Raw genomic sequence first — 14,110 nt, forward strand, 5'->3', positions numbered from 1 at the left:
CATCATCTACCCGATCTTCATTTAAATCCCAACAATTTATTCCTGCAGGACCAGCAGGACCAGCAGGACCAGCAGGACCAGCAGGACCAGTATTACCGTTATTACCTTCTAAAGGGCAGCCCGTTAATAACCAAGACAATCCAAGAATCAATGCTAATCGGCGCATTCTAGGCCTCCGTTCTTTTATGTTTTTGATAGTCATGCAGAATGAGTTTAGATGAAAAAAACACATAACACTTAAGTATTTATCCGTTGTCGTAGCACAATGGATAAATACCTGTTGGACTTGGCCGCTTCTATCTATGGAATTTGCTTTTTAGGACTGACTTACGTTCCACTATTGTCATTAAGACCAGTACCCCGTCAGCCGTCCATTTTCCACTTCTAGCCGCCAATTTATCTACAGCGACTATACCCGTTGCATAATCTTTTCACAAGCGAACAACACCCCTCTCTCGCCATAAAACAACGATAATTTTATTCATTATAATCAGACAACTAGGTCAGTCGGTGCTCTGAAACGACTATCCTAGGTCTAACATTGATGCACACGAGTACCATGCTGTTGCTATGGCAGTTCGGACAACACGGTTTCTCTTTCATCACTTCCGACTTCTCTGCGGGTCGCTCTCGTAAGCTATGCCTAATTTCCGCGATCGCTTTTACCCGCACCGCGTTAGCTAAAAAGCCATAATAGCGTATTCGCATTAGTCCTTTAGGCAACACATGTAAAAGTAAGCGTCGAAGTAACTCGCCCGCATTACAACACATTCTTTGAGTCCCGTTGGTTCGATAATCTTTGTAACTCATCGTGATACGGCCATCCACGTATATACAAGAATATATGCTTGGACGGCACTATGCCCTTCGTACAACGGAGGCGTACATTTATTGGATTCACCAATACATTCTTTATCATGATAAAAAGCACCCAAAGGGCTTAACTTCCAGGCATGTAGAAGATTTCCTAACGCACCTAGTTGTTAACAAAAAGTCAGCGAGGAAAACGCAAAGTCTAGCTCTCAATGCATTAGTCTTTTTATACAAAGAAATCATTCAAGAACCCATAGAGCTTGATATGCAGTTTCGGCGATCAGATAAATCACGAAAATTGCCAACAGTCATGACTCCAGAAGAGATTGGAAGGCTATTCAATCACTGTTCAGCTAACTACAAATTACCTTATCAATTAATGTATGGGTCAGGGTTGCGTTTAATGGAGTGTCTACGCCTACGTATACAAGATATCGATTATGCATATAAATCTGTACGTGTATGGCAAGGGAAAGGAGGTAAAAACCGCATAGTGACAATAGCACCAGAGCTTTTCCCCGCTATCAAACAGCAGCAACAGAGAGCGGCGAGTTACTATCATCAAGACATGAATGACACAGTTTTCTCTGGTGTATACATACCTGAAGCTCTTGCTAGAAAATACCCGAGCGCAGAAAGGAACCTAAATTGGCAATTCCTCTTTCCCTCTAGTCGTTTGTCGCGAGATTTACAAACAGGCGAGCTACGTAAACACCATGTTCACCCAACAGCGCTTCAAAAACACATTAAAGTAGCAGGCCAAAAAGCCAACATTGACAAAAACATCTCGTGTCATACTTTAAGGCACTCATTCGCTACGCACCTTCTTCAAAGCGGAGCAGATATCAGAACCGTTCAAGAACAACTTGGGCACACCGATTTGAAGACAACGCAAATCTATACTCACATCATTGATAGAGGCGCCAATGGTGTTGTTAGCCCATTATCAAGAATATTCGTAAAATAGTGATAAATGAAATTCGGATTCCGAATTCTGAAATGACTTCATAATCACGAAACAGGGCACTATCACCTGCTTCTAGGGCTGAGGCCTCTAGTCACTCCAAAACTCAATAACAATTTATGTGTATGTTTTTCTCTGCAGCAATGGCTGCGTTTTTAGTACCAAAGCAATAGTACGCAAAGACTACTTTAGCTTTAAGGCATAAACAAAAGCTTACACCCACTTCTAATACTTCTACCTTGTTATTTGGCTGTACCACTACGCAAGCTGTCATAACCGGGAACTACCACAAAAAGGGCAGAGCTATTACACTCTACCTCTTTAAAAGGGTAAGATTAGATCAACAATTAGTTATGAATACGAAACACTGGGTATTTGTATGTACCATCAGTATCTTGCACGAAAATGCTAAGATACTTACCATTATTAAACAGTTCTGCAATTTCAGCATTATTGGTCGTATATCCAAATTCAGAAATTAGAGCTGATATATTAACTGACTTGCCATTTTGCTTGATTAAGTGGTAATTGCTAAAGTCATATTTATCCATTGTCAGGATATTGTTAGCATCTTCATCAACTAGCATAGAGCGAATAGGTGAATCAATCACTTCCATCTTATTTGACGCCAAATTCCATTCAACAATTTGAAGAGGGTTTTCAGTACCAGTATGGTAATCTAAAGTGCCTAGTACTTTCTTTCCATTATCGGTGATTATATTTGCAAAAGTTAATCCAAATGCAGCAAGGTTTTCAGGATTTGGCACACTCAGTTTTGTGATATTACCTTCTGAATCCCAAATTGCAGGTCTTTGGCTAAAGTCCAAGTACTGCCCTAAATCTATTTCATGGCGATACATACCCGTTACTACATTATTTTCACTGATTTTATTAGGTGACGTATAAGGGATGTTTTCATTGGTATCCTTCAAAATTGTCACTTCATTGGTATTGATATCGTAAATCCAACCAATGCTGATGTCTGGAATCGGTGGTAGATTAAGACCACCGTATTTAGTTTCACCTACTATCAAACCATTGTTGTTGATATCTGATACTGCATAGCCAGAGGACTCCATGGCAGCGTGCGGTTTTACTTCTTCAGTAGCGGCTAAAACGTCTTCAGCGAAGACCTTAACCTCACCACTCTCGCGCCATACCGCTGGTTCACAGGTAGAATAGATATAATTACACACTAAACCCGCCGCATCGCCATTGTCGTTAACAGCATTCATCCAGGAATCGTTGTTATGCTCTAGGTACTCGGTATGCTCTGTTTTTAGATCAGTTCTGAAAGCATTAAAGCTGAATGGATGATCTTGATTGTAAGTACGTCCAACAGCGACACCATTTTTTACGTCAAAGATTTGCCCTTCAGTATAGCCTTCAATAGTAATTGAGGTTGCATTAGCGTGACAAGACAACATAGCGGAGACAGCCAAAACGGTTTTTAGTAACTTCATTAATTATTCCTTTAGCGTAATTCGAGTTATTATGCATTCATGCACACCTAAAAAATAATACATTAACATTCTACTTACAATAGGGCAAAGTTAGACATCGAAACGATAGAAATAAGTATTTCTCCACACATACAGGCTATAGAAACTCAGCCTATCTTAAATCTATGTAATTTAAAATAAATTACTAATCTTAGCTCTGAAAAATTCGCATATAGTTCAGGCTAATAAAGCACTTACATCGAACTTTAAGGAAATAGTTTGTTACATTTAAAATCCAACAATATCACAACAAGCGATTCACAATAGTAATTTGTACGCTTAAATAAATAAACAGAGAAAATATAAATAATGGTTAGGGCGTGTTGATCTTTCGTGAGTGTTTTTGAACAGCATGGTAAATAGTTATAATTTGCTTCGTCAAAAGTAAAATCATAACCAATACCATGCCAAGAACAATGCTAACTGATATTCGCTGGGAACTGCTACTCCAAGTTATGAAAAGTACAGGTCGTATTTACGATAAAACTGAACATCGAATGACATTTGAAGGAATACTTTATCGAATGAGAATAGGTATTCCTTGGCGGGATCTACCCTCTGAGTTCGGAGTACCATTTACAGACGATTTAATCTTTGGTGAAAGAAAGGGATTTTAGATAATCTTTTCAAAAGCTTATCCAGTATGGCTGATTTTGAATGGGTATTTCTTGATGGCTCTATAGTGAGAGCGCATCAGCATAGTACAGGTGCCGCTACTGAAAGCTCTGCAAATAGGCAAAAGTCGCGGGGGCAACTCAACCAAAATTCACTTAGCCATAGATAGTGGTGGCCTGCCGATTTGCTTTGATTTATCAGAGGGACACGCCACGATATAGTGCATGCCGAAAGCTTAGTTGAGCAACTCGATGAAGTTAATACTATCGTTTGTGATAAAGGATATGAGAGCGAACCTTTCCGTACTTTTGTTCAGGAACGTGGCGGAGAAACGGTCATTGTTAAACGCAATTACGGGCAAGATATAGACAAATACAGTATGGATTGGTGTCTATACAAGTATGATCACTTGGTCGAAAATGCCTTTGGGAGAATTAAGCATTATCGAGCTATTTCAATTAGATATGACAAGCTAGAAAGGAATTATGCCAGCATGTTATCGCTGGCATTCATGTTAATGTGGCTACCGATGTATTGTTGAACGCGAAATGTACAGCAAAGATCAATACGCCCTAGTAACTCCAACTATTGATTTCCACTTTGCCATTTGTTTATGTAAAACTCATTACAAATGTTCACTTTTGATTTGTATTATATTTTTATATTTAATTTATAAAACTCACTGTTTGAACTTTGCTATTTCCAACATTACAAAATATAAATCCAGGATTATAACAAGATTAATAGTTGCTTATCAGTTGACATTACCATGAGGCCAGGGCTAGATCATCACATGATTTGTAGGGTTTAATTGATTAAATACCAAACAACACGGTCAATTTATGTTCTCTCGCATCAAAGGATTAAATATTCTTTATTTTCGACTGAACTAATACTGATTTTGTTGATCGGATCATTATCTATTTACTACTCAACCTACAAAATGACACTTCTTGAACGCCTTAACCGCATACCTGATCCACGTAATGATATTAACGTGAAACACGACTTAGTTGATGTCGTTTTTCTAGTATTTTCTGCTGTGCTCAGTGGTGCTACAGGATGGAAGTCCATTCAAGAATTTGGTCAAAGACAAATTGACTGGTTCAGACAATATCGAGAATTTGAACATGGTATTCCCAAGCGACACTGCATTACTAACATTATCAGTGCGTTAGATAGTTGCTGCTCGGACAATCAGAGAGCATTGGTTGGTTGAAAACCAGCTTCATTGGGTTCTTGATGTCGTATTCAGAGAAGATGAACTAAAAGTAAAAGGCCCAGATGGAGCAACTCACTTAGCGGCATTTAATCGTGCTGCGTTGAACACGATGAAGCAGGATGAGAGTGACAAAGATAGCTTGGCTGCCAAACGTAGAAAGTCAGGTTGGTCTGGTGAATATCGCTCAAAAATAATCTTTGGCTAATATTTATTCAAAGTGGAATCCCGCCCTGATGAAACAGGTAGGTGTTAACTTAAATGACATATGATGTTTTTAGACTCAATAACTGCTGTGATCTAAAAGTACACTCCAAAGTCACAGCATTTTTTTTTGCACAAAGCTCACAATATTTTAACTCTGGCGTTCGCTGCAGAGTAACGGGGATATACTTACTAAGTGAAAGGTAATTTACAATAAAATAAAATAAAATAAAATAGGATTTTTATGAAATCATCAAACGTCATGTCGCTAAATACGCTAGCTCTTTGTTTGGTTATGGCTTTACCAGCACAAAGTGCCCCTGATGCAACAGAAAGTAACCATCTACTTAATGCAATAAAAGGGATTGAAGAACATAAGTATAAATTTCAGAAAATTAAACAGCTGTTGTTTAATTTGGATGAGAATGGTCAAATTAAAGGGGATGATAGTAGTCTAGATAATATCACTTGGAACCCAAGTCATGATTCTGTGAACTTTGCAGCAACCTATGGAGTCAATTACTCCATATTGCCGGGTAACTACTCTTTTGGTAATGGTAAAATAAATAACAGTATCGGTATCATTGGTGAAAATGAAAACCAACGTTACTTATTCCTAGCGACGAGTCCGCAAAACATAGCAAGATTCGACTTCGAAGTGAATGACGATTTTTGGTCGTTCTACAATAATGCTTTTGATTGGCTTATTGGTAAAAGCAGACCAGAAATTCTCGAAGATAAAATAAATGTTGTTATAGCACATCATGATGAAAGCTATTGGTTTAAAGAAGACAGTAAATTCAAAGAGTGGTTAGTCGAGGAGTTTGGTGAAAGCGTTACTTTTAATGAGGGGGCATTTAGTTGTGATGGGCAAGTACTGAGTTCATGTATTAATGCTGATACAGATTTGCTGATTCTGTCGAGTCACTATAACAGTGAAGACGATTTAGACGCGGTTTACGAGCAGGTAAAAAGAGCCGAAGCTTTGGGTATACCACTGCTGTTTACGAATCACTACAGAGATAAAAATAAACTGAGCATACCTATTTTTGAACACTACGCTATTCGCTCAGTAAGCCAAAACTATTGGGCAAAAACGGGACTCAATAGTTACGACCCTAGTATCGATTATCACGCTATCGACACAAGTATTGCTCCGACTTATCAGTTACTGACACATCTGCGAGACGATAGTTTCAGCTTCAATATTTCTGAATGTCAGGGCTCTTGCAACAGTGATGCTTATCAGGTTGAGTTCAAGCAAGGTGTTGATGACATCCGCAGTTGGGTAAATCAACTGGATCGCAACAAAGTCAATATCTTTGAGAGTGATTTGCCTACTTACCAAAAAGAAATCATCCAATTAGCTGACGATTACCGCCAAAGCATCGTCTACCCAATGAGTTATGACACGACCGAAACTTTGGCTTTCTTACAGGCTTATTTTGCTGACCATGTAATTCACAATTATCGAACCAATACTCCGGCTCAACCTGACTTAGGTAACTTTAGCCGTAGCGATTTTAGTCACATATTCCCAGACAACAAAGGTGTTGAACTTGTTAATCACGGTGGCTTTAAGTCTACAGGCGCTTATGCCCTTCCAGGTCAAACGGTTACCGTTAGACGTCAAGACAGTTCGAGTGATATAGAAGCGAAGGTTTTTGTAAATACGCAGCGCAATGGTTCAACCAAAGAGTTTGACCGGAATGGTTACAAGCGTCCTAAATTCTTGCGTTCCACAGCCATTGCAATTGAGCCAGGTGAAACAATTCAATTTACGTCTCCTTATGGCGGGCCAATCCAAGTCGAAATGTCGGGAACAAAAAAGGCTCCGATAGCTTTGCTGTTTTCCAATGTTGGTGAGCACGCTCATTATCCTGGTTTGGGGGATAGCCGTTATTTTGAGGAAGCACTCAGCAAAAACGAGTTCGATTGGGCTGAGATTTCGACCGATCATTTTGAAGTGCACTCAACAGCGATGAAGATGGGCATCACCATGGCGAATTCTGCTTTTGACAATGGCAATGAGTTGATTGATGCAATTGAAAGGTATACCCACAATTATCCGCACGTACTGGCAGGTTTCCAAGGCCCTGGTATTGATGAAGTCCCAGAAATTATCGACTGGGCGAAATCAAAAGGATTAGATGTCCGAACACAGCATTACACGAAACACATGAATGCTGACCAAGCGACATGTGGTTCCGGCTGTTCAGGTAACCCTTATGATGCGTTTTGGTCGTTTAATCCCATTGGTCATGGTGATATTCATGAGTTAGGGCATGGGCTAGAAAAGAGTCGACTACGTTTTAATGGCTTTACCGGACATAGTGCGACGAACTTCTACTCTTATTATACTCAGTCCATGTTCCGTGCGAATACGGGAAAATCCACCAGTTGCCAAAATTTAAATAGCGATAACTACTTCGCTTACTTGCAAGAGGCATTCAATCAAGATGATCCTTCAGCTTATATGGAGAGTTTAAACTTGGGTAGCAAGTGGCAAACGGGCCCTGCACTTTATCTGCAGATGATGATGCAAATAGAAGAACGTGGGTTACTACAAAATGGTTGGCACCTTTACCCTCGTCTACACATATTGCTTCGTGAGTACGGAGAAGCCATTAAGAACGACGATAATTGGACGAAATACCATGACAAAATTGGTTTGAATAGCTTAACTAGAGAAGAAGCAAAAGCACTAAGTCAAAACGATTGGTTAGCGATAATGATAGCGTATGCATCAGGCTTAGACTTTACTCCAGTAATGGAGAGCTGGGGTCTAACTGTAACGGATACGGCCAAGTATCAAATCGCAACGTTTGGAGTTTATAAAGCTGATTCTGACAAGTATTATCGCTACGAAAATGATCAATACTGTGATTCACTTATTCATGAAACGCTCCCTATCGATGGCTTAACACGTTGGAACGGCATGAAAGTAGAGGGAGTGAATATTGCTTTGGGTAAGCCTGTTTCAGCCTCATCAGAACACAGTGACAAGCATTCTATGAGTAAGATAAATGATGGAGATACGGATACTTACTATCACACTAAATGGGGCTCTACCCATTGGTTAGAAATCGACTTGGAGCAACCAGTCAAGATCGAACAACTACTACTGACCAATCGAAATAAGTATGACTCAAACACGATTAATGGTGCGACAATTAGTTTACTAGACAATGAGAGAAACACGGCATGGTCGCAAGAGTCTCTTTATTTTGAATCTCTGGGCGAAGCGCAGCTATTTGAATTTGCCACCGGAGATATACCGGAAGATGGTGTTCGTTATATTAGATTAGAACTAGACAAGAAAGATAATATGGCTCTAGGTGAGATTGAAGCTTTTGTTAAACAATAATTGACAGCATTGTAATAAAAAGCCCTGAGGTAGAGGACCTTAGGGCTCTTTTTTACCATCCAGCTTTTCAATCGCGTAACGAAAGGCGACTCTTGGCATTACGGCATGATTAGCCTTTAAATAACGGATAACCAATTCAGGCTCTTTTTGACTGAAAACTTTAAGCATCCAACCATACCCTTTCTGTACTAAGTCATGGTTATCTTCGAGCAATAGATCCGCCACGCGAAACGGATCCAACGCAGCGTATCGATTCTTATTAATTGGATAAATTAAGATGACAGCAACGGCTCTACGTACAGCAAAATTTGAATGCTCGACCCATTTGGTTGTGAGATCGAACAAATCATTATACTGAGACAACAACTCCCCAAAAGCATGAGTACAAAAGTCGTCACAATCGTTCCAGTCTGTGACAAACTCTATTAACCAACGTTCAAAGATCGGGAACGTGTCTTTTGAATATTGTTTCCTTACCCTAAAAGCCCAATCGTAAGCGATAACACCTAGCGCCCAGTCTCTTTGTTCTAATAATTGAGTGCACAAAGACAACACATGTGAGATGTCTTTATCTTCAATAGTCTTAAAAGTCTGAGCAGATATGGTTCGAACCTGAGCTGTTTTGATGCTTGCTTTCGGATAGCCAGCTTCTGAAAGGTGCCGCTTTATCGTTTCAACTATATTTGTCAATGGCACGACATTCATAACATTAAAATTCCATTAACCTTTGGTATGACTTTAACTAGAAACTGTTTGAAACGAAATCCTAAATAACTTCTATATCGAGTATTTATGATCCGTTCCAATTTGAATCCTTGCACTTATCTTCGTCGTTCACGCAAAGTAACGGTGAACAACATCGCTACAGTTTTGATTTATAAGATCCGAATTACAACCAGTTTTGTAACGATGTATATTCAAATTCGGCCGGTGTATTTTCTTTACTCTAAATTTTCTAACCCCGACGTATCAATACCTTTCAATGCGTCTTTTGCCATGTCATCAGTATTTGTCGAATCAGTTTTTTGTGGGTAACTACCCGCTATACCTTTACCTATCGACGTTGCTTCATCTTGTAGTTTTTTACCCTCTGATTCACCAGCAAGCCAACCTTGCTTATAGTCCGTATCTGAGTCAAAACGTTTTTCGTCTTTCATATAGTTTTCAAAGTCATTACCGGCTTCTTGCATACCGCTGTGCCTGCCATCATGAAAACCCTGTATGTAAGATTCGTTATGCCCACTCTCAATCAAAGCGCTGTCACTCGTCCCACAACCAGATGAAATAATTACAAATAATAATACCAGTACAAACCGCGTCATTCTCGAACCCTCAGTGATTAAACCTTTCACTTAACAATAGTCTAATACCTGCCAGAGGGGGCTTGGGCATACCAAATTATATCTTCTGCCATTCAGATCGAAGAAGAGCTAAAACAACTGTATCCCACCATTTATCTTTGAAAAATCGGGGCTCTTTGAAACAAGCTTCTTATCTCATAGGTGTTTACTCGTATACGTTCCCATTGTGTTTTAACCAACCGTGAGCGTGACGGTTGTTAGGATCTCTGTGAGTCCAGTGAATGACGCCACCTTTCTTGTTCCACTCGTATTCACCATAGAATTCAACTCGACCTCCTTTTCTTAATCCTTGAATACGAGGAGCAAGGTCAATATTGTGCGCCACTAACACGGTTTGTTTACTGTCCAATCGTAAGATGAATTTCTGATGTCGAGAGCCTTTATTATCATCTGGAAGTATTCGAAAAACTGTACCAGAGCCACGAACTTGTACATCGCTTTGGTGACGCTCATAAGCTTGCTTAAGACGAACATCATTGGCTTGAACATAACCAACACCAATGCAAAGTGTTACCAAAACTAAAGTAAAAAACTGTCTCATTCCTTTTCTTCCTGTCGTTTCCATATTGAGGTATTCATTGGAATTGATGGATAAATAAGCCCTTATTTAACGATGCTTGTATTGAGAAGGACAATAACCTCTCGACACCTCAGAGCTACGAAGTTTTACATGTTTTGTCGAACGACCTGCGACGCGAGCGCGCCACAATTTGAAGCTACCAGGCTTCATATGGCTACGCATAAAACGAATCACCTGTGATTCATTTAAACCAAATTGGTGTTCTATTGCCTCAAATGGCGTTCGGTCTTCCCACGCCATTTCAATAATTCTTGATTCACTCTCTTTAGATAATTTCATTGTCTACTCATCCTTTAAAATCTGAGTAGAAGTACGCTCACTATCACTTTTTAGATCAGGGTGTTACCGCTGAATCGATAAGGTATCATCAAACAAAAAACAGATACTTGTCGCTACTTTCTCTCCAGCCACTCGCTACGCAGCACTCCATATTTTACCGAGTCATAATACTTGCCTTGGTAATATCGGACCTTTCTCAGCCTCGCCTCTTGCTGGAAACCTAGCTTTAAAGCGAGAGACATCATGCGCGGGTTACCTGACCAAGTGGTTAGCCCTACACGCTCTATCCGTTTGTTTTCGAATAAGTAAGTAATCCAGAGCGGAAGTGCCAGTGCTGCGATCCCCTTCCCCCAATAATCAGAGTTATAAATGACCAAGCCAGCGTGTCTCTTCGCATTCCCAGTAACAACTCACGGTTCCAACCGGCACGCCATCGACCACTACCAACTGCATCTCGTCGCCATCAAGCAACCGTTGAAACGAATATTCTTCAAACTTTTCTAATGATGGATGGGAGTACGGGAAATAAGGGCCGTTAAACTTGGTCCACTCATCGTTTGAGATAACCAAGGCATAAATAACTTCTAGTTCGCTTGGCATTGCGGGTCTAATAGTTACTTGCATTTGTTCTCCTTGGTTTAGCTCTTGATCTTGATTACAGAGGGATTGCTCTCAACCATAACAGTCATTAATAATGAAGTAACTAAGTCGAATGACTACCGATCTAGCCGCGAAACAATCATGGGGTTAGATAAGCTTGTGCGAATTCTCTAAGCACTCTCGCATTGTTGTGGTGTTTGCTATCTCCGCACTTTATGCCATCCACTCTGATGTCCGGGCTGGAATAAGCAGGTATAACATCTCGCTCATAAGACATGACTGTGCCTCTATCAGCACAAATTGCGCCAAAGGAATATTGAGGAGCTCTTGGGTACGATCCAGAAATGTAACTTTCGATGCTACCAGAGTCTTTCAATAACGTTTTGTAGTCGTGATTAGCACCACTCAAATGGCCAATTTCATGCTCCATTAGGTAATCAGGGCAGTTTATCGCTAAAGAGAAAAAATAGGATACTGGAGATGAGATACCACAATAATCAGACTCAAAACTAAAGTTATAGTTAGAAAATACTATCCCTTTAAAAATGGGAACGCCTTCTTCTGTTGTTTCAGGAATCGGTTCTTCCATCGATAGTTTTAATAACCTTTCTGCTGCACTCAAATCTTGAAACCAGAGGCTATCGATTATAGAGCTATAAGTCACCTTGGTTACTTTTCTCGTCATAGGAATGCAGGAGTTCTTCAACACTAGATTCGAATAGCTTTCCCATGTCGCTATTTTTGAGGTTATAAATTCTTTGGAATATTCGGCTAACACAGATTCATCAACATAAAGGTGGATCTCTGTATTCAAAACATCACTCTGCGCACAAGTAGGAAACTCTATGGTTTGAGCATTGGAAAATCGGCTAAAGCTCAACACCATAATCAGAACATAACCAACGACCCGGATGAGCCTTTTGAAGAAACTCTTATTAACTTGTGTATTCACCGCCACCCTCTCCCTAAATTCAAAGCCCTAAGATCATTATCAATGCCGTGACTTAAGATTCATAAAAATCACTATTACACATATAAGAGTGGCCTCTCAAAGTAACCTGTTCTATCGATGTTTTTCTGAAAATAAAAAGCTCGCCAATTGATGACGAGCCTTGTTTATTATTGAACCTAACGTATTGCGATACCCTGTTTACTAAGTAACTTCTACTAAGAAACTTGGTCGCGTAATGCCAATTCGACATTTTGCAACACTTTGAACTCTTCTCGAGTGCAACCACGAGCCACTGATACCCAATGATCACCGGTTTCGTCTGCCCCTTTAAACTCTGCACGCAACTTGTATTTTCGCCATGAAACAAAAGCCAAAATGAAAGTCAGTGCAAGCATTGGCAAGCCAAACTGAGGTACAAACGCCCAAGTCGCAGCTGAGAGCACCAAAGCCAATGAAACGATATTGATAGCGTTTTCTTTAAGGCCCAATTGACGAATTTCTAACTGCTTAATCTTACGCAAGCTATACACATCTTTCTTAACTCGCAGTTCACTAGAGCTGACAAGAAAATCCGTTGCCTTATAAGGCTTACGAAATCTAATTAAATTCGCTAACCCATTGCGTGTTTGGTTCTTATTCATCGCCTTTTCTCCATGTTATTTAAAGGTTAGTAAAAACTAATATAATCATGAAGTTATTGATGAATGAGGAATTTATAAATCAAACAAATGTTAAAATCAAGCTTATGCAATTAATAACACTTATGACAATACCAATCTGACATTTACAATCCCAATAGATATATACGCATGTTGGATGTTAGCTCCTCCTCAAACTCTATGTTTCTAGTGAGTTACTGCATTGACTCCAAGGAAGAAGTTGGCCAAAACAACAAACAGCGTTAAGCCGTTTTGTAAGCACTTATTTCTATCCAATTTTGGTAAAAAACAATTTTCACTACAGAGCTTGAAGCCTTGTCACATAACACCACCATTAACCATAATCTCTGCCATAGCTGAGCTACCCGCCTATTAACAAGCTGAATGATCAAATCATTCACTGCATTACATCAACAGCGCCTATCAATTAAGCAATTGATCTCATAATGTGGAGTCTGTATGGTTACTTTATACATACTGTTGCCTAATGGAGATGACGATGGACGAACTACTGACATACGCTATGGAGCAGAAACAACGAACAATGGTGACGAGCCTATTCGCAAAGAATGGATTTAAGATCGCAGCAACAGATTTTGATGATGTGACTTTTGAGCGTGAAAGCGTGATGGTCAATGTCCGATTTGATGCATCTTCAAACGTTGAATCGATTTCGGTTTTAAACAAGTAGCGATAGGCTTTGTTGCGTAATTCGATGGAACTAAATCTAGAAGCTACGATCTGATCGGCTACACCCATCAATCGTCGTAGCCTCATGCCTAAACCTCGTTACAAAACAACTAACTGGAAGCAGTACAACAAAGCCTTAATCAACCGTGGTTCTCTGACCTTTTGGATTGATGAGGAAACGATAGCTGAGTGGAAACAAAACAAACAAGGCAAGCGTGGTAGACCTCGCCGATTCAGCGACTTAGCCATTACTACCGCACTGATGGTGAAACGCATTTTCTCTATGCCATTGAGAGCGCTACAAG

At 39.9% G+C, this 14,110-nt stretch carries 12 protein-coding genes and 5 pseudogenes; 7 read left to right on the plus strand and 10 right to left on the minus strand.

The features are described from left to right. The first annotated feature begins 544 nt into the window (after nt 1–544). Entirely contained in the window at nt 545–694 is a 150-nt protein-coding gene (locus tag L1D22_RS19195; protein WP_239830896.1) for a hypothetical protein, read from the plus strand. A gap of 38 nt (nt 695–732) precedes the next feature. Here the strand turns inward: L1D22_RS19195 and L1D22_RS22410 are convergent. Then, nucleotides 733–810, minus strand: a pseudogene (locus tag L1D22_RS22410) (hypothetical protein); the annotation flags it as partial. Nucleotides 811–844: 34 nt separating this feature from the next. Here L1D22_RS22410 and L1D22_RS19205 point away from each other — a divergent pair. Continuing rightward, a complete protein-coding gene (locus L1D22_RS19205; protein ID WP_239830895.1) occupies nt 845–1,780 on the plus strand; it encodes an integron integrase in 936 nt (311 codons plus the stop codon). A 344-nt stretch (nt 1,781–2,124) separates the two neighbouring features. Here the strand turns inward: L1D22_RS19205 and L1D22_RS19210 are convergent, their stop codons facing one another. After that, nucleotides 2,125–3,240, minus strand: coding sequence for a DUF3466 family protein (locus L1D22_RS19210; RefSeq protein WP_239830886.1), 1,116 nt, complete (start codon nt 3,238–3,240; stop codon nt 2,125–2,127). A gap of 443 nt (nt 3,241–3,683) precedes the next feature. On the opposite strand from L1D22_RS19210, the pseudogene L1D22_RS19215 reads away from it, so the two are divergent. The 3 genes and pseudogenes from L1D22_RS19215 to L1D22_RS19225 all read left to right on the plus strand — a co-directional run bounded on the left by L1D22_RS19215 (nt 3,684) and on the right by L1D22_RS19225 (nt 8,684). Continuing rightward, nucleotides 3,684–4,435 (plus strand): annotated as a pseudogene (locus tag L1D22_RS19215) (IS5 family transposase). Nucleotides 4,436–4,837: 402 nt separating this feature from the next. Beyond that, nucleotides 4,838–5,321 (plus strand): annotated as a pseudogene (locus L1D22_RS19220) (transposase family protein). Between the two features lie 240 nt (nt 5,322–5,561). Then, on the plus strand, nt 5,562–8,684 hold the full coding sequence (locus tag L1D22_RS19225; RefSeq protein WP_239830887.1) for an ImpA family metalloprotease: 3,123 nt from the start codon (nt 5,562–5,564) through the stop codon (nt 8,682–8,684). 39 nt (nt 8,685–8,723) lie between these two features. Here the strand turns inward: L1D22_RS19225 and L1D22_RS19230 are convergent, their stop codons facing one another. The 8 genes and pseudogenes from L1D22_RS19230 to L1D22_RS19265 all read right to left on the minus strand — a co-directional run bounded on the left by L1D22_RS19230 (nt 8,724) and on the right by L1D22_RS19265 (nt 13,097). After that, nucleotides 8,724–9,389 (minus strand): DNA alkylation repair protein, encoded by a 666-nt coding sequence (locus L1D22_RS19230; RefSeq protein ID WP_239830888.1) that lies wholly within the window; start codon nt 9,387–9,389, stop codon nt 8,724–8,726. A gap of 236 nt (nt 9,390–9,625) precedes the next feature. Further along, complete coding sequence (locus L1D22_RS19235; RefSeq protein ID WP_239830889.1) at nt 9,626–10,006, minus strand: hypothetical protein; 381 nt, start codon at nt 10,004–10,006, stop codon at nt 9,626–9,628. Between the two features lie 76 nt (nt 10,007–10,082). Next, a pseudogene (locus L1D22_RS19240) lies at nt 10,083–10,184 on the minus strand (GNAT family N-acetyltransferase); the annotation flags it as partial. 6 nt (nt 10,185–10,190) lie between these two features. Further along, the gene (locus L1D22_RS19245; RefSeq protein ID WP_239830890.1) at nt 10,191–10,586 is read right to left on the minus strand and encodes a DUF3465 domain-containing protein; all 396 of its coding nucleotides are present in this window, start codon (nt 10,584–10,586) and stop codon (nt 10,191–10,193) included. Nucleotides 10,587–10,652: 66 nt separating this feature from the next. Beyond that, a complete protein-coding gene (locus tag L1D22_RS19250) occupies nt 10,653–10,904 on the minus strand; it encodes a TIGR03643 family protein (RefSeq protein WP_123309589.1) in 252 nt (83 codons plus the stop codon). A gap of 113 nt (nt 10,905–11,017) precedes the next feature. Beyond that, a pseudogene (locus L1D22_RS19255) lies at nt 11,018–11,528 on the minus strand (GNAT family protein). Between the two features lie 115 nt (nt 11,529–11,643). Further along, nucleotides 11,644–12,456 (minus strand): hypothetical protein, encoded by an 813-nt coding sequence (locus L1D22_RS19260; protein ID WP_239830891.1) that lies wholly within the window; start codon nt 12,454–12,456, stop codon nt 11,644–11,646. 215 nt (nt 12,457–12,671) lie between these two features. Next, nucleotides 12,672–13,097, minus strand: coding sequence for a hypothetical protein (locus L1D22_RS19265; protein WP_239830892.1), 426 nt, complete (start codon nt 13,095–13,097; stop codon nt 12,672–12,674). A 517-nt stretch (nt 13,098–13,614) separates the two neighbouring features. Between L1D22_RS19265 and L1D22_RS19270 the strand changes: the two genes are divergently transcribed. Next, nucleotides 13,615–13,806 (plus strand): hypothetical protein, encoded by a 192-nt coding sequence (locus L1D22_RS19270; RefSeq protein ID WP_176681569.1) that lies wholly within the window; start codon nt 13,615–13,617, stop codon nt 13,804–13,806. 84 nt (nt 13,807–13,890) lie between these two features. Then, nucleotides 13,891–14,110 (plus strand): transposase (locus L1D22_RS19275; protein ID WP_239830893.1); only part of this gene is annotated, 220 nt, incomplete at its 3' end.

The sequence above is a fragment of the Vibrio sp. Isolate34 genome, from assembly GCF_022397915.1.
Taxonomy (GTDB): domain Bacteria; phylum Pseudomonadota; class Gammaproteobacteria; order Enterobacterales; family Vibrionaceae; genus Vibrio.